15 protein-coding genes are annotated in these 16,709 nt (G+C 60.1%); 4 read left to right on the plus strand and 11 right to left on the minus strand.

The features are described 5' to 3' along the window. Window positions 1–4: 4 nt before the first annotated feature. The 3 genes from ACTQ48_RS03305 to ACTQ48_RS03315 all read right to left on the minus strand — a co-directional run bounded on the left by ACTQ48_RS03305 (window position 5) and on the right by ACTQ48_RS03315 (window position 4,418). Window positions 5–955, minus strand: a complete 951-nt coding sequence (locus ACTQ48_RS03305) for an L-lactate dehydrogenase (RefSeq protein ID WP_089573042.1) — start codon at window positions 953–955, stop codon at window positions 5–7. A 201-nt stretch (window positions 956–1,156) separates the two neighbouring features. Next, entirely contained in the window at window positions 1,157–2,320 is a 1,164-nt protein-coding gene (locus ACTQ48_RS03310; protein ID WP_441570116.1) for a pyridoxal phosphate-dependent aminotransferase, read from the minus strand. Window positions 2,321–2,438: 118 nt separating this feature from the next. Beyond that, window positions 2,439–4,418 carry an NAD(+) synthase gene (locus ACTQ48_RS03315; RefSeq protein WP_441570117.1) on the minus strand — a complete coding sequence of 660 codons (1,980 nt, stop codon included), beginning with the start codon at window positions 4,416–4,418 and terminating at the stop codon, window positions 2,439–2,441. A gap of 203 nt (window positions 4,419–4,621) precedes the next feature. Between ACTQ48_RS03315 and ACTQ48_RS03320 the strand changes: the two genes are divergently transcribed. Together ACTQ48_RS03320 and ACTQ48_RS03325 are read left to right on the plus strand one after the other, a co-directional pair. Further along, entirely contained in the window at window positions 4,622–5,584 is a 963-nt protein-coding gene (locus tag ACTQ48_RS03320; protein WP_441570118.1) for a hypothetical protein, read from the plus strand. Window positions 5,585–5,722: 138 nt separating this feature from the next. After that, window positions 5,723–7,036 (plus strand): hypothetical protein, encoded by a 1,314-nt coding sequence (locus tag ACTQ48_RS03325; RefSeq protein WP_441570119.1) that lies wholly within the window; start codon window positions 5,723–5,725, stop codon window positions 7,034–7,036. Between the two features lie 59 nt (window positions 7,037–7,095). On the opposite strand, the gene ettA is transcribed toward ACTQ48_RS03325, so the two are convergent. The 3 genes from ettA to ACTQ48_RS03340 all read right to left on the minus strand — a co-directional run bounded on the left by ettA (window position 7,096) and on the right by ACTQ48_RS03340 (window position 9,932). Continuing rightward, complete coding sequence (gene ettA / locus ACTQ48_RS03330; RefSeq protein WP_055251458.1) at window positions 7,096–8,775, minus strand: energy-dependent translational throttle protein EttA; 1,680 nt, start codon at window positions 8,773–8,775, stop codon at window positions 7,096–7,098. A gap of 184 nt (window positions 8,776–8,959) precedes the next feature. Continuing rightward, on the minus strand, window positions 8,960–9,661 hold the full coding sequence (locus tag ACTQ48_RS03335; RefSeq protein WP_427718513.1) for an SdpI family protein: 702 nt from the start codon (window positions 9,659–9,661) through the stop codon (window positions 8,960–8,962). Further along, the gene (locus ACTQ48_RS03340) at window positions 9,654–9,932 is read right to left on the minus strand and encodes an autorepressor SdpR family transcription factor (RefSeq protein ID WP_154517353.1); all 279 of its coding nucleotides are present in this window, start codon (window positions 9,930–9,932) and stop codon (window positions 9,654–9,656) included. Before ACTQ48_RS03340 ends, ACTQ48_RS03335 begins: the two co-directional genes overlap by 8 nt. Before the next feature lie 298 nt (window positions 9,933–10,230). On the opposite strand from ACTQ48_RS03340, the gene ACTQ48_RS03345 reads away from it, so the two are divergent. Continuing rightward, on the plus strand, window positions 10,231–11,028 hold the full coding sequence (locus ACTQ48_RS03345; protein WP_441554830.1) for a tRNA threonylcarbamoyladenosine dehydratase: 798 nt from the start codon (window positions 10,231–10,233) through the stop codon (window positions 11,026–11,028). Window positions 11,029–11,042: 14 nt separating this feature from the next. Continuing rightward, on the plus strand, window positions 11,043–11,825 hold the full coding sequence (locus tag ACTQ48_RS03350) for a TatD family hydrolase (RefSeq protein WP_441570120.1): 783 nt from the start codon (window positions 11,043–11,045) through the stop codon (window positions 11,823–11,825). Between the two features lie 60 nt (window positions 11,826–11,885). Here the strand turns inward: ACTQ48_RS03350 and ACTQ48_RS03355 are convergent, their stop codons facing one another. From ACTQ48_RS03355 to ACTQ48_RS03375, 5 genes are all read right to left on the minus strand, one after another. Continuing rightward, window positions 11,886–12,545 (minus strand): HAD family hydrolase, encoded by a 660-nt coding sequence (locus ACTQ48_RS03355; RefSeq protein WP_441570121.1) that lies wholly within the window; start codon window positions 12,543–12,545, stop codon window positions 11,886–11,888. A 64-nt stretch (window positions 12,546–12,609) separates the two neighbouring features. Beyond that, the gene (locus ACTQ48_RS03360; protein WP_441570122.1) at window positions 12,610–13,452 is read right to left on the minus strand and encodes a Cof-type HAD-IIB family hydrolase; all 843 of its coding nucleotides are present in this window, start codon (window positions 13,450–13,452) and stop codon (window positions 12,610–12,612) included. A 389-nt stretch (window positions 13,453–13,841) separates the two neighbouring features. Continuing rightward, window positions 13,842–15,536: a glucose-6-phosphate isomerase gene (gene pgi, locus ACTQ48_RS03365; protein ID WP_118345572.1), complete on the minus strand. Its 1,695-nt coding sequence runs from the start codon at window positions 15,534–15,536 to the stop codon at window positions 13,842–13,844. Window positions 15,537–15,735: 199 nt separating this feature from the next. Continuing rightward, window positions 15,736–16,029 (minus strand): FAD-dependent oxidoreductase, encoded by a 294-nt coding sequence (locus tag ACTQ48_RS03370; RefSeq protein ID WP_441570123.1) that lies wholly within the window; start codon window positions 16,027–16,029, stop codon window positions 15,736–15,738. Window position 16,030: 1 nt separating this feature from the next. Then, entirely contained in the window at window positions 16,031–16,414 is a 384-nt protein-coding gene (locus ACTQ48_RS03375; protein ID WP_441570124.1) for a (2Fe-2S)-binding protein, read from the minus strand. Between the last annotated feature and the right edge of the window lie 295 nt (window positions 16,415–16,709).

Raw genomic sequence — 16,709 nt, forward strand, 5'->3', positions numbered from 1 at the left:
TGATTTAGCAGGAAAAGTCGACGCTGTCGATAATGTCCTTGAGGGCCTTTGCGGAGGCGGTGAGCTCATGCTGCTCGTCATCGTTCAGCGGCACGGGGACGCGGCAGACAACGCCGTCGCGGCCAACGACCGTCGGCATGGAGATGGCCAGATCGGACAGGCCGTACTCGCCCACCATGAGCGAGGAGACGGGCAGAACGGTCTGCTCGTCACGCATGACGGCAGTGCAGATGCGCTTTACCGCCATAGCGACACCGTAGTAGGTGGCGTGCTTCTTCTCGATGATGGTGTAGGCGGAGTTCTTGACGTCCTCGGCGATGCGCTTCTCGGCAGCCTCATGCTCCAGGTGGCCATGAAGCTCGCAGAAGGTGTTCAGCGGCACGCCGGCAACCTGAGCGCTGGACCAGGCGACAAACTCGGAGTCGCCGTGCTCGCCCATGACATAGGCCTGAACGTCGCGCGGGTCAACCTCGACGTGGGCGCCGAGCATTTGCTGTAGACGGCCGGTGTCGAGCACGGTGCCGGAGCCGATGACATGGCCCTCGGGCAGACCGGACATCTTGATGGCGGCGTAGGTCAGAACGTCGACCGGGTTGGAGACGATGAGCAGAATGCCGTCGAAGCCAGACTTCTTAATCTCGGGAATAATGGACTTAAAGATGCTGACGTTCTTGTTGACCAGGTCCAGGCGGGTCTCACCGGGCTTCTGAGCAGCGCCAGCGGTGACGACGATCATGGCGGCGTCGGCGACATCAGAATAATCGCCGGCGTAGATCTTCATCGGCTCGGCAAACGTCATGCCGTGCGCAATATCCAGGGCCTCGCCCTCGGCGCGGTTCTTGTCCACGTCGATGAGAACCATCTCGGAGAACAGACCACTCTGCATCAGCGCGAACGCCGAAGACGAACCGACGAAACCGCAGCCGACAATAGCGACCTTCTTCTCGTTAACCATTAGAAACTCCCATCTCTCTCCACAAACAAGCCGCCCGGGAACGACCCGAGCGGCTTGACGTAATCCCAATGCATCCAATCGGGACTTTGATTATGCTCCTATACGCAGCCAAAAATCGACCGTTTACCGAAATTGTTTGCAGGATTCGTAAAATAACTGTACGAAATCGGTTTCGAGCTATTGACGAGCCCAAATAGTCTTCTAATACAGGCCCGCCTCGCGGATGGCCTCGACAGCCAAAGCGATCTGATCGGGCGGCAGGACCAGCGCCATGCGCACGTGCCCCTCGCCCGAAGGGCCAAAGCTCGCGCCCGGCGTCACCACAACGCCGGCCTTCTCCATAAGCTCCTCGCAAAACGCCATGGAATCGGTGCGGCCACCGGGAAGCTTGGCCCACACAAACATAGAGCCATGCGCGTTGGGACGCTCCCAGCCCAGATCCTCAAGACCGTCGCACAGGGCATCGCGGCGCTCCTGGTACTTCAGACGTTGCGCCTCGACCTCATCGCGCGGACCATTGAGGCAGGCGATGGCGGCCTTCTGAATCGGGAAGAACATGCCAAAGTCGATCTGGCTGCGCAGCTTGGCAAAGGCAGAGACCACATCCTCACGGCCGACCAAAAAGCCGATGCGCGCACCGGTGACGTTAAACGACTTGGAAAGCGAGAAGAATTCCACGCCCACCTCGAGCGCGCCGGGATACTGCAAGAAACTGCCGCCGGGCTCGCCGCCAAACACGATGTCGGAGTACGCGTTGTCATGGACGATCAGCAGGTCGTGCTCGCGGGCGAAGGCGATAATCTCCTCGTAGACCTCGGGCGTGCCCACCGAGCCCACCGGGTTGGCGGGCAACGACACGATCATGTACTTGGCACGATCGGCCACCTCGGGATCGATGCCCGCCACATAGGGCAGGTAATTGTGCTCCGCCACCAGCGGATAGTACTCGAGCTTGGCATCGGCGATCTTGGCGCCCGCCTCAAAGACCGGATAGCACGGATCGGGAACCAGAATGGTGTCACCCGGATCGAGCAGGGCCAGGCCCAAATGACCCACGCCCTCCTGCGTGCCGTTGCACGACTGCACCATGGACGGTGTAATGCCCGAAACGCCAAAGCGACGCTCATAGTAATCGCACACGGCCTGCTTAAGCTCGGGCAGGTCGCGCAGGGAATACTTCCACATCTCGGGATTTTGGGCGGCCTGCGTGAGCGCCTCGACCACGTGGTCGTACGGCTTAAAGTCGGGCGTGCCCACGCTCATGTTGTAAATGGTCTTGCCCTGAGCCTTCAGCGCAAGAAGTTTGTTGTTGAGCGAGGCGAAGACCTCCGCGCCAAAGCGGTCGAGACGCTGCGATGCCTGCATGGTGCCACCTTTCGATATAAAAAATACGGCGCTCCGACAAGAGCGCCGCGCGATACGGGCCATCAGATTGCAAAAGTGTAACGCTTGCAACCCCCGTATTGGTTCAATTTAGCCAACCTTAGTCAATTGGATTGAGCGCATCGATCCGCGCAAGCCACAGACGCGAGCTGGCGTCACTCGGCATACGCCAATCGCCGCGCGGGCTGAGCGTCACCGAGCCCACCTTGGGACCATCGGGCAGACAGCTGCGCTTAAACTGCTGGGCAAAGAAGCGACGATAGAACGTACGCAACCACGTGTGGACGGTCTTGGCGTCATAGACACCCTCAAAGCTCTTGAGCGCCATACGGTAGATCTTGCCCGGCTCAAAGCCAAAACGCAGCAGGTAATAGAGGAAGTAATCGTGCAGCTCGTACGGGCCCACCAAATCCTCGGTCTTCTGCGCAATCTCACCGTCGCCCGTCGGCGGCAGAAGCTCGGGGGACACCGGCGTATCGAGGATATCGAGCAAGACCTCGGCAATACGCCCACCAAAGACATCAGCGGCATAACGCACCAGATGGCGCACAAGCGTCTTGGGCACGCTCGCGTTGACGGCGTACATGCTCATGTGGTCGCCGTTATAGGTAGCCCAGCCAAGCGCCAGCTCTGACAGGTCGCCCGTGCCGATAACAAAACCGCCAGCCTGGTTAGCCAGATCCATCAGAATCTGCGTACGCTCGCGGGCCTGGCTGTTCTCATAGGTCACGTCTTGGACGGCCGGATCGTGCTCAATGTCCTTGAAGTGCTGCTCCACGGCCGTGTGGATCGAAACCTCGCGGAAGCTCACACCCAGGTCGCGGGCAAGCGACTCGGCATTGGACTTGGTGCGACGCGTCGTGCCAAAGCCAGGCATGGACACGGCTGTGATACCGGTGCGCGGCAGCCCCAGCGCATCGAAGGCACGCACGGTCACAAGCAGTGCCAGCGTGGAATCCAGGCCGCCCGAAAGACCGATGACTGCAGCCTTAGTACCCGTATGGGCAAGGCGAGTCTTGAGGCCGGCAGTCTGCAGATTGAGAATCGTCTCGCAGCGCCCGGCCAGGTCACCATGGTCGGCCGGCACAAAGGGCGCGCGGGGGAAGACACGGTCGATGTCGAGCGCATCGCGCAGGACAGGTTCTTCGGCCAGCACGCCCTCAAACGAAAACTCAACAATCGTGGCCTCCGGTGCATCGTCCGCGCGCGTCCACGTGGTCGAACGACGACGCTCGGCAACCAGACGGTCGAGGTCAACGTCGGCCACCGCCATATCGCAGGTGAGGAGCTTCGTGGCGGCGAGCTTCGAGCCGTTTTCGTAAACGAGGTTCTCGCCCGCAAAGACCATGTCGGTCGTGGACTCGCCCTCGCTCGCGTCCGCGTAGGCATAGGCGCAGTACAGGCGCGCACTTTGGTTAGAGATAAGGCTGCGGCGATAGTCTGCCTTACCGATAATCTCGTCCGAGGCCGACGGATTGAGGATCACCGTCGCACCGGCAAGCGCCATCTCGGTCGAAGGGGGCGCCGGCACCCACAGGTCCTCGCAGACCTCAATACCGAGTACCAAATCCTCGGCGCCCTCGTCACAGCAGCGGTAGACAAGCCCCGAACCCAGCGGAACCGGACCCTGACCGGCAAACTCAACCCACACGGGATCGGCGGGCGCCGGAGCAAACCAACGGCGCTCATAGAACTCGCCATAGTTGGGCAGATACTTCTTGGCCGTAAGGCCCAAAAGCTCGCCCGCGCAGCACACGGCGGCACAGTTGTAGATATTCTCGGCCACCGCAACGGGAAGACCGATGGTAAAGACAATCGGCAGCTCGCGGGTTTCATCGAGAATATGTGCCAGTGCGGTCTCGCAGGTATGCAGTAACGTGCGGTTATGAAACAGGTCGGCCGCGGTATAGCCGCACAAGTTGAGCTCGGGCAGCACCAGAGCACGGACACCGCGCTCGACCGCCTCGCGAACAGCCGCCAACGCAACCTCGGCATTGCCCTCGACATCGGCCACGCGAATCCGCGGCGAGGCCGCCGCCACACGCAAAAAGCCATCAGACTGAGAAAGGTGAAGATTCATAAGAATGCTCCCGTGCGTAGACGCCATTCACAACAATTAGCAAGCCCTATTGTAGTTCAACCGCCGGGTGTAACCGCATCCCACCAATTTGGTGAGCTATTGATGAGTTGATGGTATCTGTTAAATGTCACGTACGATTCACATCTGGTGGGTACCCTGATGGCTACACGAAACGAAGCAGATTTACACCGGGAGGGCCCCGTATGACAACCAAGTACACCGACGCGCCGCGCACGCGCGTCATGACACCGGCCGCGCTCAACAACGGCGTTCACGAAAACCATTCCATCGGACAGACCATGGCCATCGCGCCCAAAAAGGGCCTGTTCGACGACATTTCCATTCCCCAAATCATCGCCGGCGCCGCAGCTGCCGCCACGAGCGTCGCACTTGCTTCCAAGATCGGCATCGCCGGATCGGTGATCGGTGCCGCCGTGAGCTCGGTCATCACCGTTGTGTCCTCGCAGGTCTACCGCCACTTTATCTCTGCCAGCGCCGAAGCCCTCAAAGGCACGCACGCCGCCGTCGACTACCCTGCCGGCGCCTATGAGCCCGTTGACCTTAATGCCGAGGAGCACCTGGGCGGCGCCGCGACTACGCAGGAGATGCGCCAGGTTGCGGGGCGCGCGACCACGGCGCGCGTCGCCCCCAACAGTCTGCGTGCCAAGGCGGCGGCAGAGCGCAGCCAGACGCAAAAGAAGGTCATCGTCTTCTCGATCGCCATCGCCATCGTCGCGGTCATCGCCTGCGCCGGCGCCATCCTTATCACCACCGCCGGTGAGGGTCTGGGCGAGCGCCCCGAGCCAATCCTATCGTCGCGCACGACCGAGCACGACGCGGATAGCCCAGATCAATCGCAAAGCCAGCAGGACGACTCGCAGGGCGACTCCGCATCCACCGATTCGTCCTCGAACGCCCCCGATCAGTCGCAGGGCGCCGATTCCTCTGTGAACAACAGCGGCACGCAATCCGGCACGACTGACTCAAGCCAAACGACCGACGGCTCTCAACCGAGCACGAGCGACCAGGCAAACGGCAATACATCGGGCACAAGCTCCACCGACAACAGCAACACCAACAGCTCGAACAGTTCGAACAGTTCGAGCGGATCCGCGTCCGGCACGCCATCTGACAGCTCGAGCCAAGGCACGGCATCGGGCAACTAAGCACGTTTGCCTCTCACAGATAACCGACCTGCATAACGGGCGCGAACCGGCAACGGTCGCGCCCGTTTGCCTTGGGCGCCGAGGTAGCAAGCCCCATGCGATGGTAAGATGCTTTGGTGTGTATAGAGGAGATTTGCCATGAGCAAGACAATAGTTAAGCCCGCACTATCGCTGGGCAACCACATCTATCTGTATCGCCTGCTGCGCGATGCGATTGGGTGCGGCAAGCAAACGTTTATGACGCAGGTCGAAGAGGCGCTCGCCGCTGGTGACATGGCCGCTTATGACCTGGGCTTCGAGTCCACGCGCGAGCTGCTCGAGGAGCTCGACGACTGCATTAAGCTGACCGTCTTTAAAGGCGGCCGCCTGTATGCCACCGTCATCGCCAACGAGGCATGGGATGCCGCCCTTGCCAAAGGCGAGGACAAGCCCAAGGCTGCCAAGGGAGCCAAGCAGTCCTACAAAAAGAAAAAGCGCGGCGAGAAGGACCTCAAGGCCGTGCGTCCCAAGCACGTTAAGCGTCCCGAGCCCGAGCCCGTGGCCGAAGTCGCTCCGGAGCCAGAGCCCGAGCCCGAGACAGGGATCGAAGTCGCTATTGAGGTAACGGCAGGAGCCGAAACCGAAATCGCCGCCACGACCGATCCCGAGGTCATATCAGAGCAGGAAGCCACTGCGGAGCTCGACGAGGCTCCCAAGTCGACAACCGAAGAAGCCGCCAACCAACCCGAGACGCCTGCGTTCCAAAACAACGATGTCTTTGGCGACGAGGCCGAGGACGATCAGTCCGACGAGCCCGCCGATCAAGACACTACCGAGTCGGTGCCGGAGCCCGAGACGCCGCAGCCCGCCATCTCACTCACGGTCGTCTATGACCCCGAGAACGCCAACGCCGGCATCACCACCATGGCATCCACGCCCATCGAGGCAAAGTCGAGCGTCGAGGCAGAGGATGCCCCGCGAGCCGATGCCAAAACCGAGACCGCAGACACGTCCGTCTCCGTGGAACCGACGGATTTCGCAGTTAAGCCGGAAACAGCGCCTGAGCCTGAGCCTGCCATCGAGTCCGCATCCGCATCTGCCTGTGACCAGATTCCCGCACCTGCACCGGCTCCGGTCCCCGTTGCAGTACCTGTCACCACACCCGCAGCACCAACCATCCCCGAGGACTTCCCTATCGATTTCGCAACCGAGGTCTTCTGCCCCGGCCCGCTTCTGCACCAGCTGTCGACCTATCTCCCCTACGGCGCCGACACGCTCGGCATCGTCGGCGAGTACTACTGGATCGCCCGCGAGCGCGGTACCATCGAGGCCGCGCGAAACCGCGCAAGCTTCCCCCTGCGCTACACGCAGGCCGGCGAGCGCCACGAAGTCACCGTGCGCATCCGCCGCAACACCACCGGCGGTCTCGGAGCCACCTGGACCATCGACAAAGTCGAGCCTTCTACCAAGTAAAAAAGGGACGATAACCCTCAAGGTTATCGCCCCTTTCTCGTTAGGTCACCTGAGCTCGACTAATCGCGCGTCAGCTTGCGGTGAATACGATGCGGCTGGGCTGCGTCCTCACCCAGGCGCTCGATGCGGTTGGCCTGATAGGCCTCGAAGTTGCCCTCGAACCAATACCAGTTGCCCGGATTCTCGTCGGTGCCCTCCCACGCCAGAATGTGCGTGGCGACGCGGTCCAGGAACATACGGTCGTGGCTAATGACCACCGAGCAGCCCGGGAACTCGAGCAGCGCCGCCTCGAGCGAGGACAGCGTCTCGACGTCGAGGTCGTTCGTGGGCTCGTCGAGGAGCAGCAGGTTGCCGCCCTGCTTGAGCGTAAGCGCCAGGTTCAGACGGTTGCGCTCGCCACCGGAAAGTACGCCAGCGCGCTTCTGCTGGTCCTGGCCCTTAAAGCCAAAGCTCGCCACGTACGCGCGGCTGGGGACCTCGGTCTCGCCGACCATCATGTGGTCTAGGCCATCCGAGACGACCTCCCACAGGTTCTTGTCGGGGTCGATGCCGGAGCGGTTCTGATCGACATAGGAGATCTTGACGGTCTCGCCCACCTCGAGCTCGCCCGAAGTCAGCGGCTCCAGACCCACAATCGTCTTGAACAGCGTGGTCTTGCCCACACCGTTGGGGCCGATGACGCCCACGATGCCGTTGCGCGGCAGAGTGAATGATAGGTCGTCGATGAGCACGCGACCGTCGAACTCCTTGTGCAGGTGATGGGCCTCGAGCACCTTGTTGCCCAAACGCGGGCCCACAGGGATGCGGATGTCGGTCCAGTCGAGCTTCTGGCTTGCGCGGGCCTCGGCCTCCATCTCCTCATAGCGAGCCAGACGGGCCTTGTTCTTGGCCTGACGGGCCTTGGGGCTGGAGCGTACCCACTCGAGCTCAGCCTCCATGCGCTTAGCGAGTTTGGCGTCGCGGTTACCCTGAGCCTCGATACGGGCGGCTTTGGTCTCCAGATACGTGGAGTAGTTGCCCTTGTAGGGATAGAGGTGACCACGGTCGACCTCGCAGATCCACTCGGCAACGTTATCCAGGAAGTAGCGATCGTGTGTGACGGCAAGCACCGCGCCCTGGTAGTTGTGCAGGAAGTGCTCGAGCCACAGGATCGACTCGGCGTCCAGGTGGTTGGTGGGCTCATCGAGCAGCAGCAGGTCGGGAGCCTCGAGCAGCAGCTTGCACAGGGCCACGCGACGGCGCTCGCCGCCGGAAAGCACGTTGACCGGCATGTCGGAATCGGGCAGCTGCAGGGCATCCATAGCCTGGCCGAGCTTGGAATCGATATCCCAGCCGTCGGCGGCATCGATTTCGTCCTGGAGCTTGCCCATCTCGGCCATGAGGGCATCCATGTCGCAGTCCGGGTCGCACATCTCCTCGCCGATCTTATTGAAGCGATCGACCTTGGCGATCATGTCGCCAAATGCCATGCGCACGTTCTCGATGACGGTCTTGTCGTCGTCGAGCGGCGGCTCCTGCTGCAGGATACCCACGGTGTAGCCGGGGGTAAGTCTGGCATCGCCGTTGGAGACTTCCTCGATGCCGGCCATGATCTTGAGCAGGGTCGACTTGCCCATACCGTTAGGGCCCACGACGCCGATCTTGGCACCGGGATAGAAGCTCAGGGTCACGTCGTCAAGGATCACCTTGTCGCCATGAGCCTTGCGAGCCTGATACATCTGGTAGATAAACTCTGCCATTTGCCTGTTTTATCCTTTCTACCTGCTGTTTCCCTATTCTTGTTTCGCTTTAGTGGAAACGAGATGAGAAAACCAGCTCTAAAACGTAACGAAAAAGGGGCACGGTTGCCCACACCCCCTAATACTACCTGGGAAAAGTCCCCCGGAACATACTATGAACTGCGTACGCTAGTTTTCCGCAACCTTAACGAGCGGCTCGCTGCGATTTGCGCCACAGCAGATACGAGTAGACGTAGACGACTCCGACCGAACCAAACGCCAGCACCGCAATCACCGCGGCGACAACTTCACTCGAAAGCACGCTACCCGCAACGCCCATCACAATCAGACCAACACCCAGCACCATAAAGCAGGCACCGCCAAAACGCTGCGTACGGCGCCAGTTCTCGGGATCAGCAAGCGCCCAGGGCGTCTTGATACCGAGCGTATAGTTCTGCTTCACACGCGGCAAGTAGTTGCCTACGCCAATGAACAGCAAACCGACAGCACCGGAAATCAGCACGTTGACCGAACCGACCGCCGGCACCACGCCCCAGACCGTAAGCTCTCCCAGCCAGCTTATACCACAAATGAACAGGGTGAAGGCGATTACGAAGCCCTGATAGAACTTGCCCGAGGTTCGATATGCCTCACCTTTGGGATCGATGCGCGGCACCACGTAGAACATTGCGAGAAGCACCAGGGGCAGCACGCCGTGCGCGGAGGCCATCCAGCTGGGACCCCAACCGTCAACGCCGTTCGCGCCCCAGTGCGTGGGAATCTGCGCAGGCAAGCTCGGCATCACCATAAGGTGCGCTACGATATTGGCGACGCACAGAGCGACCAGCGCGATCCACACGCGTGGCGATACCCCCGTGGCGTGAATGCCCTTGTTTTCGTTATTCATCCTTATCACCTTCAGTGTTTGTAAAGCCCATAAACCAACCGATCAAGTCCTGCATGACGGTGGTGTTTAAGCTGTAAACGATGTTTTGGCCATGACGTTCATCGGTCACCAACCCGGCGTTTTTGAGCGTCGCCAAATGATGGCTCAACGACGGCTTGCTGATGTCAAAATGCTCGGCAAGCTCCCCAGCCGTGCGGTCGCCCTCGCGTAGTAGTTCCAAAATGCGCCGCCGCGTAGGATCGGCCAGCGCTTTAAAACCCTCTCCCGGCATAGGACCTCCTCTCATCATTTCGTTCGACGCGCACACTATACTCGATATTTAGATATTTGTCTAACTATCTAATCTTGTACTCAAAAAAATAGCCGCCCCGCGTAATGCGAAGACGGCCACTTCTCACGCCATAAACGTGTTTCGGAGTTGGCTAACCCGCGGCAACGGGCGCCATCTGCTTCAATCTTATGCGAATCCCGATCCCATTTCAACAAGCTCCAAGGGCTCAAATGGAATCGCAATAATACCTATAATGGCGATAGCTAAAACACGACCGAATCCCCATCGGAGGATATCTATGACCGAAACCGCTGCCGCAGCCGCCATCGAGACACGCGACACCAAGCTCGAGATCATCATGGGCCGCGAGGCACTCGATAAGCTCGCCGATGCTACGGTGCTGGTGCTCGGCTGCGGAGGTGTGGGCTCCAATTGCTGCGAGGCACTCGCCCGCGGCGGCATCGGTCATTTCGTCATTCTGGACAAGGACATCATCGCGCCCAGCAACATCAATCGCCAGGCCATCGCCTTTCACAGCACCATCGGCAAGCGCAAGGTGGACGTGATGGAAGCCATGATTCGCGATATCAATCCCGCCGCCACCGTTATCAAGCGCACCGAATACCTGTTGAGCGACAACATCGACGAGTTCTTTGCGAGCGTTTTTGAGCAGACGGACGGCAAGCTCGATTACGTCGTCGACGCCATCGACACCATCTCGGCCAAGCTCACCATTGCCAAATATGCTCAGGACCACGACATTCGTTTGGTTAGTTCCATGGGCGGGGCTAACAAGCTCCATCCCGAGTGCCTCCGCTTTGCCGACATCTTCGATACGGTACGTGACCCCATGAGCCGCATTATGCGCAAAGAATGTAAGAAGCGCGGAATCAAGAGCCTACATGTATTGTTTAGCTGCGAGGAATCGGTTAAGACACAGCCCCGCGACCCTTCCAACATCCACGAGCGTACCGAGCTGGGAACCGCCAGCTTTATGCCGCCCATCATGGGTCAGATGATTGCTGGCGAGGTTATCCGCCAGATCAGTGGGCGCGGCACCGAGCACGTGCGCGCCGATGGCCAGCGCCTGGACTAGCGGAGCGCGCCGAGATGGAGCCCCGGTTAATTGATGCACACTGCCATCTTGATTTGATGGCTTACCCGAATGCTGTTGCCGACGAAACTGCGGCTATAGGGCTGGGGGTCTTTGATTGCGGGGTCGACCCGCGCGACTTCGCGGCAGCAAAAAAGCGGGCCAGCCGTTACCCAAACATTATCGCGGGCGTTGGCCTCCATCCCTGGTGGCTCGCCGACGGCCGCTGCGGTCCTGCCGAAGTCAATCTGCTTTGCAAAGTTGCTGCCCAAGAGCGCTATATCGGCGAAGTCGGACTCGACTTTTCCGCGCGCTTTGCCGGAAGCGAACCGCTGCAAATACAGGCACTTAACCGGCTCTGCGATACGCTCGTGCAGTATCCTCTTACCGGGCGCGTGATATCAATTCACGCCGTTCGTTCGGCAGGAACCGTACTGGACGTCCTCGAATCGCATGGTCTACTCATCCCAAGCCCCGACTCCCCCGCTATCATCTTCCACTGGTTTAGCGGCACTTCGGACGAACTCGTCCGCGCGCGTAATGTGGGCTGCTATTTTTCCGTGAACGAACGCATGCTCGCGTCTAAACGAGGACGCGAATACGTACGACAGATTCCACTCGATCGTTTACTACTCGAGACCGACGCCCCAGCCGAAGCAAACACAGAAACAAGCGCGCAGTCGCTCATCAAATCGCTCACAAGGACCTCGATGCGCATCGCCTCGCTCAAAAATTGTGACGCAAAGCGCATCGAATCGGCAGTTTTAACAAATGCGCACTCTGTTTTTGACCTTCGCTAACCCCTGTGGGCAAAAAGACGACAACGATACCATTATGACGGTAGACGTGCCGTCCAAGTCCTACGCAAGCTCCAGCAGCTCCGGCAGCTGGTCGATAATCTTGTCCGCGGCATCTTGGCTAAAGCCGAAGCGTTCTTCGCGCTTGGCAATGACCGTCAGGCCGGCTCGCTTGCCGGCAGTGATACCAGGCACCGAATCCTCAACGCAGCAGCAGCGATTCGCGGGCAGTCCCAGCAGGTCCAGCGCATGCAGGTAGATGTCGGGCTCGGGCTTGCTCTCCTTAAACTGCTCGCCGCTCACCACATACTCAAAGGCATCCGACAGCCCGCACGCATTGAGCACTTCCTCGATGCTATCCATGGGAGACGAGCTGGCAAGCGCCACGCGAACGCCGCGGCGCGGCAGCTCTCGAATCGTATCCACGGCGCCTGGGTTAATCAAAGCCTGATAGTCGCGCGGACGCATATGCGCCCACTCGTCCCAACGGGCCAACGCTTCCTCGCCAGTGAAATGTCCCTTACCAGCGCGCTCAAACCAATCGACCAGCATATGCAGGAAGAACTGATGTGAGGTACCAATCTGCCCGTTCAACTCCTCTTGAGTCAGGTTAAGCCCAAGCTCCTTGGCAAACGCGGCAGTCTCGCCCAGGTAGTAATACTCGGTATCGACAATGACGCCGTCCATGTCAAAGATAACGGCGTCGAACGGAAATGCGGACACGGCACCCTCCCTAACAAAAGGGCGCCTGTAAGCAGGCGCCCGAACCATGCATTAATCGGCGATTCTAACCCAGCAGCTTATCCAGCGCCACCGCAATGCCGTCTTCGTTGTTATTGGCAGTCACCATCTGGGCCACGGCCTTAACCTCATCAACCGCGTTGCCCATAGCAACACCGGTGCCGGCCCACTCAATCATGGACTTGTCGTTCTGGCCGTCGCCAAAAGAGACGACCTCGCTGGCATCGATGCCGAGCTTGGGCAGGGCACCCTCGAGCGCGCGGGCCTTGTCGATACCGGGCGCCGTAAACTCAAAATACCAGTCGGCCGTAAACATACCCGAAAGCGTCTGAGTAAAGGGCGCATACATCTCCTCGTGATGCGCTTGCAGATAGGCCGGGTCGCCCGCAGTGAGCAGCTTGTCCACGGGATAAGTGTCCACGACCTCATGTAGGCTCTCCACCTCGCGAATCTTAAGATCGCACGCGTCGCGTTCATACTTGACGATATTCTTCTGCGAGCCATCCGGCAGCGTAATCATGCAGCGGTACGAATCCTCGACATGCAGATCGCGACCGAGCGAAATCATAGGGATCACGTCGAAATTGCGCAGATGATCAATCAGGCGATGCAATTCATCGGCAGGCATAGCCTGATCGAACAGCACCTCGTCGGTCTGGGCATCGACGACGTGAGCGCCATTAAAGGCCACCAGCAGACCGTCATGGTTATGAAGGTCGAGCTCCTGCGCCAAGGCGTGCAGCCCCCATGCGGGACGGCCCGAAGCCAAAATGAGCTTAATGCCCGACTCCTGCGCCGCGAGCAGCTTCTCGCGCGTACGCGGGCTGATGACCTTTTGGTCGTTGGTGAGCGTACCGTCGATATCCATTGCGATGGCTTTGATTGCCATATAAGCCTCCCTGTCATTGAACAACCTTGCCAGAGTCATCATACAGAACACCTACTGCGGCTCTGTCTGCAACGGGTAAAAAGTCATATTGTCCCGAACATGAACAGCGTGTAGCCGTGGGGCGCAATCGCTCCGTCCCATACACCGAGCCACCACATACAAAGCTGACGACGCTAAACGCGGTCGCCCCACCGACCTCATTTGGTCGAGCGCTTTGGGCTCGAGGACCACCCGCTCTACGCAGAGCTCCCCGAAGCCCAAAGCGTCCAGGTCGAATTCGACCGCTAGCGACGTTGCGCAGCCCATCATTTCTGGTCGCAAACAGTAAAGGGGCCCGCATCCCAACAGATACGGGCCCCTTCGGCCATGACCTATCTCAGCAACAAAGACTACTTGCGGTGAGCGCGGTAGAACTCGATGAGTGCCTGGGTCGAAGCGTCCTGCTCGGCCTTGGCGGCGTCGTCGTGGAAGGCCGGGGTAATCTGCTTGGCAAGCTGCTTGCCCAGCTCGACGCCCCACTGGTCGTAGGAGTCGATACCCCAGACCGTGCCCTCGACAAACGTGATGTGCTCGTACAGGGCGATGAGCTCGCCGAGTGCGAACGGGGTCAACGTATCGCCGAAGATCGAGGTCGTCGGACGGTTGCCCTCAAAGCAGCGGGCCGGGACGATCTGCTCGGGCGTGCCCTCGGCGCGCACCTCATCGGCCGTCTTACCAAAGGCGAGTGCCTTGGTCTGGGCCAGGAAGTTGCCCAGGAACAGCTCGTGAACATCCTGGCCGCTGTCGGTTGCGGGGTTGGCAGTGTTGGCGAAGGCGATGAAATCGGCCGGGACCACCACGGTGCCCTGGTGCAGCAGCTGGTAGAAGGCGTGCTGACCGTTGGTGCCGGGCTCGCCCCAGAAAATCTCACCGGTATCGGAGGTCACAGCGCTGCCGTCCCAGCGGACGTGCTTGCCGTTGGACTCCATGGTGAGCTGCTGCAGGTAGGCCGGGAAGCGGTGCAGATACTGGCAGTACGGAAGCACGGCGTGGCTCTTAGAGCCGAAGAAGTTGACGTACCAGACGTTGAGCAGGCCCATTAGCGCGACAGCGTTGTTCTCGAGCGGGGTATTGCAGAAGTACTCGTCGATGGCGTGGAAACCCTCGAGGAACTGCTGGAAGCGCTCGGGACCGAGCACGACGATCAGCGACAGACCCACGGCGGAGTCGACGGAATAGCGGCCGCCGACCCAGTTCCAGAAACCAAAGGCGTTAGCGGGGTCGATACCGAAGGCCTCAACCTTGTCGAGTGCGGTGGAAACGGCAACGAAGTGCTTGGCCACGGCCTCGGCGTTCTGCTCATCGGAGCCGTCGATGGCACCCTGAGCCTTGAGCTGCTCGAGCATCCAGGTCTTGACCTCGCGAGCGTTGGTGAGGGTCTCGAGCGTGGTGAAGGTCTTGGAGACGATAATCACGAGCGTGGTCTCGGGATCCAGGCCCTTGAGCTTCTCGGCCTGATCGTTGGGGTCGATGTTGGAGATATAGCGGCAGTCGATACCGGCGTCGGCATAGGGGCGCAGAGCCTCGTAAGCCATGACCGGGCCCAGGTCGGAGCCGCCGATGCCGATGGACACCAGATGCTCGATCTTCTTGCCGGTAACGCCCTTCCACTCACCGGAGCGCACGCGCTCGGCAAAGGCGTACATGCGGTCGAGGACCTCGTGCACGTCGGCGACGACGTCCTGGCCGTCGACGATGAGCTGGCCCTTCTCGGTTGCCGGGCGGCGCAGCGCGGTGTGCAGGACGGCACGGTCCTCGGTGGTGTTGATGTGCTCGCCGGAGAACATGGCGTCGCGGCGCTCCTCGAGCTTCACCTCGCGGGCAAGATCGCACAGCAGCTTGACGGTCTCATCGGTCACCAGGTTCTTGGACAGGTCGAAGTGCAGGTCACCGGCGTCAAAGCTCAGCTTGTTCACGCGCTCTGCATCGGCAGCGAACCAGGCCTTGAGGTCGATACCTTCGGCCTCGAGCTTCTCCTGATGAGCCTCGAGCGCCTTCCAAGCGGCGGTCGACGTAGCGTCGATAGGTGCGGCAACAGTTGCCATAAAGTCCTCCTCAACATACGGGCGCAAACCTCCATGCGCCCGGATAATCAGATGCCCCTATTCTAGCGCAGGTCAAGACCGTAATCAGCCAGCGTTGCCAATCCGCCCCCAAACGGCGACCGACCAAATAGGGACAGGTTTATTTTGGCAGGTCAAACGCTTTACCTACCAAAATAAACCTGTCCCTTCCTGGCAGGTATTAGGCGAGCATCATGCTGAAGATGCGGGCGGCAGCCATATCGCCCGCCTCGTCAACGCCCCACACGCGGCGCGCTAGCTGTGCCAAGTGCGGCACCGCGGCAACCTCGACATCCAGGTAATACGTGAGCACCGCTGGGATCACCACGAACTTGTGAATCTGCTTGAACATCTGACCGCCGGGGCGAGCGTTTTCGTCAAACACGGCGACGTCGAGCCCGCGCTTGGCAGCCTCGATGGCAACGGAAAGGCCGCTGGGACCGGCGCCGGCCACGACCAGATCATGACGCTCCATGCTACTCAGCCTCCTTTACGGCAGCAGGGCTTGCAGCCGCCTCGGCAACCAGAGCCTTGGCGCGCGGGTCATCCAAATCGAGCGAGGCAACGCCGTCTTGCGTGTGCACGTCCATACCGGCGACGAGCGGCGTCATGCACGTACGTACGTTGGGCTTGCCGTCCACGACCATGACACAGTCGGTGCACCGACTGATAGCGCAAAAGATGCCGCGCGGCTCGTGGCGCTTGGCGGTAAAGCGATGGACCTCGACACCAGCGGCCTTAAGCGCCATGGCAATCGATTCGCCCTCGTATCCTTCCATCTCAACGCCGTCATAGGTAAAAACGACTCGACTCCCCTTGCTGGGAGCACCCAAAATGGGATGTTCGACAATCCTGGACATGGCAACACCAAACCCCTCTCGTTCATCGGTTACCAACAGCGCCTGTCCTGAGATTTGCCCTGTTAACGAGCAGTTTCCGGTCGATTACCATTCAAAGGGAAACAATGGAGCACGAGATTTTACCGCGCGGGTCCGCCAAAACGATCGGGGCCAAAGCCCATAGGTTGTCAGATCGCCCATAGAACGAAAAGGATGCAGCCGGATGGTTCTCAAAACAAGACCATCCGGCTGCATCCATTTGCGCATTCTGACTTTGAGCCCACACGCGTGTCAAGCCCAACACGACAAGTCGGCT

This window comes from Collinsella sp. Sow4_E3 (assembly GCF_052116285.1).
Classification (GTDB): Bacteria; Actinomycetota; Coriobacteriia; order Coriobacteriales; family Coriobacteriaceae; genus Collinsella.

Bases quoted from the DNA above. Each gene is read 5' to 3' on its own strand.
- ettA (WP_055251458.1), bottom strand. From the start codon at position 8,775: ATGGCAGAGTTTATCTACCAGATGTATCAGGCTCGCAAGGCTCATGGC.
- ACTQ48_RS03340 (WP_154517353.1), bottom strand. From the start codon at position 9,932: ATGCCGGGAGAGGGTTTTAAAGCGCTGGCCGATCCTACGCGGCGGCGC.
- ACTQ48_RS03370 (WP_441570123.1), bottom strand. From the start codon at position 16,029: ATGGAGCGTCATGATCTGGTCGTGGCCGGCGCCGGTCCCAGCGGCCTT.
- ACTQ48_RS03345 (WP_441554830.1), top strand. From the start codon at position 10,231: ATGACCGAAACCGCTGCCGCAGCCGCCATCGAGACACGCGACACCAAG.
- ACTQ48_RS03320 (WP_441570118.1), top strand. From the start codon at position 4,622: ATGACAACCAAGTACACCGACGCGCCGCGCACGCGCGTCATGACACCG.
- ACTQ48_RS03325 (WP_441570119.1), top strand. From the start codon at position 5,723: ATGAGCAAGACAATAGTTAAGCCCGCACTATCGCTGGGCAACCACATC.
- ACTQ48_RS03335 (WP_427718513.1), bottom strand. From the start codon at position 9,661: ATGAATAACGAAAACAAGGGCATTCACGCCACGGGGGTATCGCCACGC.
- ACTQ48_RS03310 (WP_441570116.1), bottom strand. From the start codon at position 2,320: ATGCAGGCATCGCAGCGTCTCGACCGCTTTGGCGCGGAGGTCTTCGCC.
- ACTQ48_RS03360 (WP_441570122.1), bottom strand. From the start codon at position 13,452: ATGGCAATCAAAGCCATCGCAATGGATATCGACGGTACGCTCACCAAC.
- pgi (WP_118345572.1), bottom strand. From the start codon at position 15,536: ATGGCAACTGTTGCCGCACCTATCGACGCTACGTCGACCGCCGCTTGG.
- ACTQ48_RS03375 (WP_441570124.1), bottom strand. From the start codon at position 16,414: ATGTCCAGGATTGTCGAACATCCCATTTTGGGTGCTCCCAGCAAGGGG.
- ACTQ48_RS03305 (WP_089573042.1), bottom strand. From the start codon at position 955: ATGGTTAACGAGAAGAAGGTCGCTATTGTCGGCTGCGGTTTCGTCGGT.
- ACTQ48_RS03350 (WP_441570120.1), top strand. From the start codon at position 11,043: ATGGAGCCCCGGTTAATTGATGCACACTGCCATCTTGATTTGATGGCT.
- ACTQ48_RS03315 (WP_441570117.1), bottom strand. From the start codon at position 4,418: ATGAATCTTCACCTTTCTCAGTCTGATGGCTTTTTGCGTGTGGCGGCG.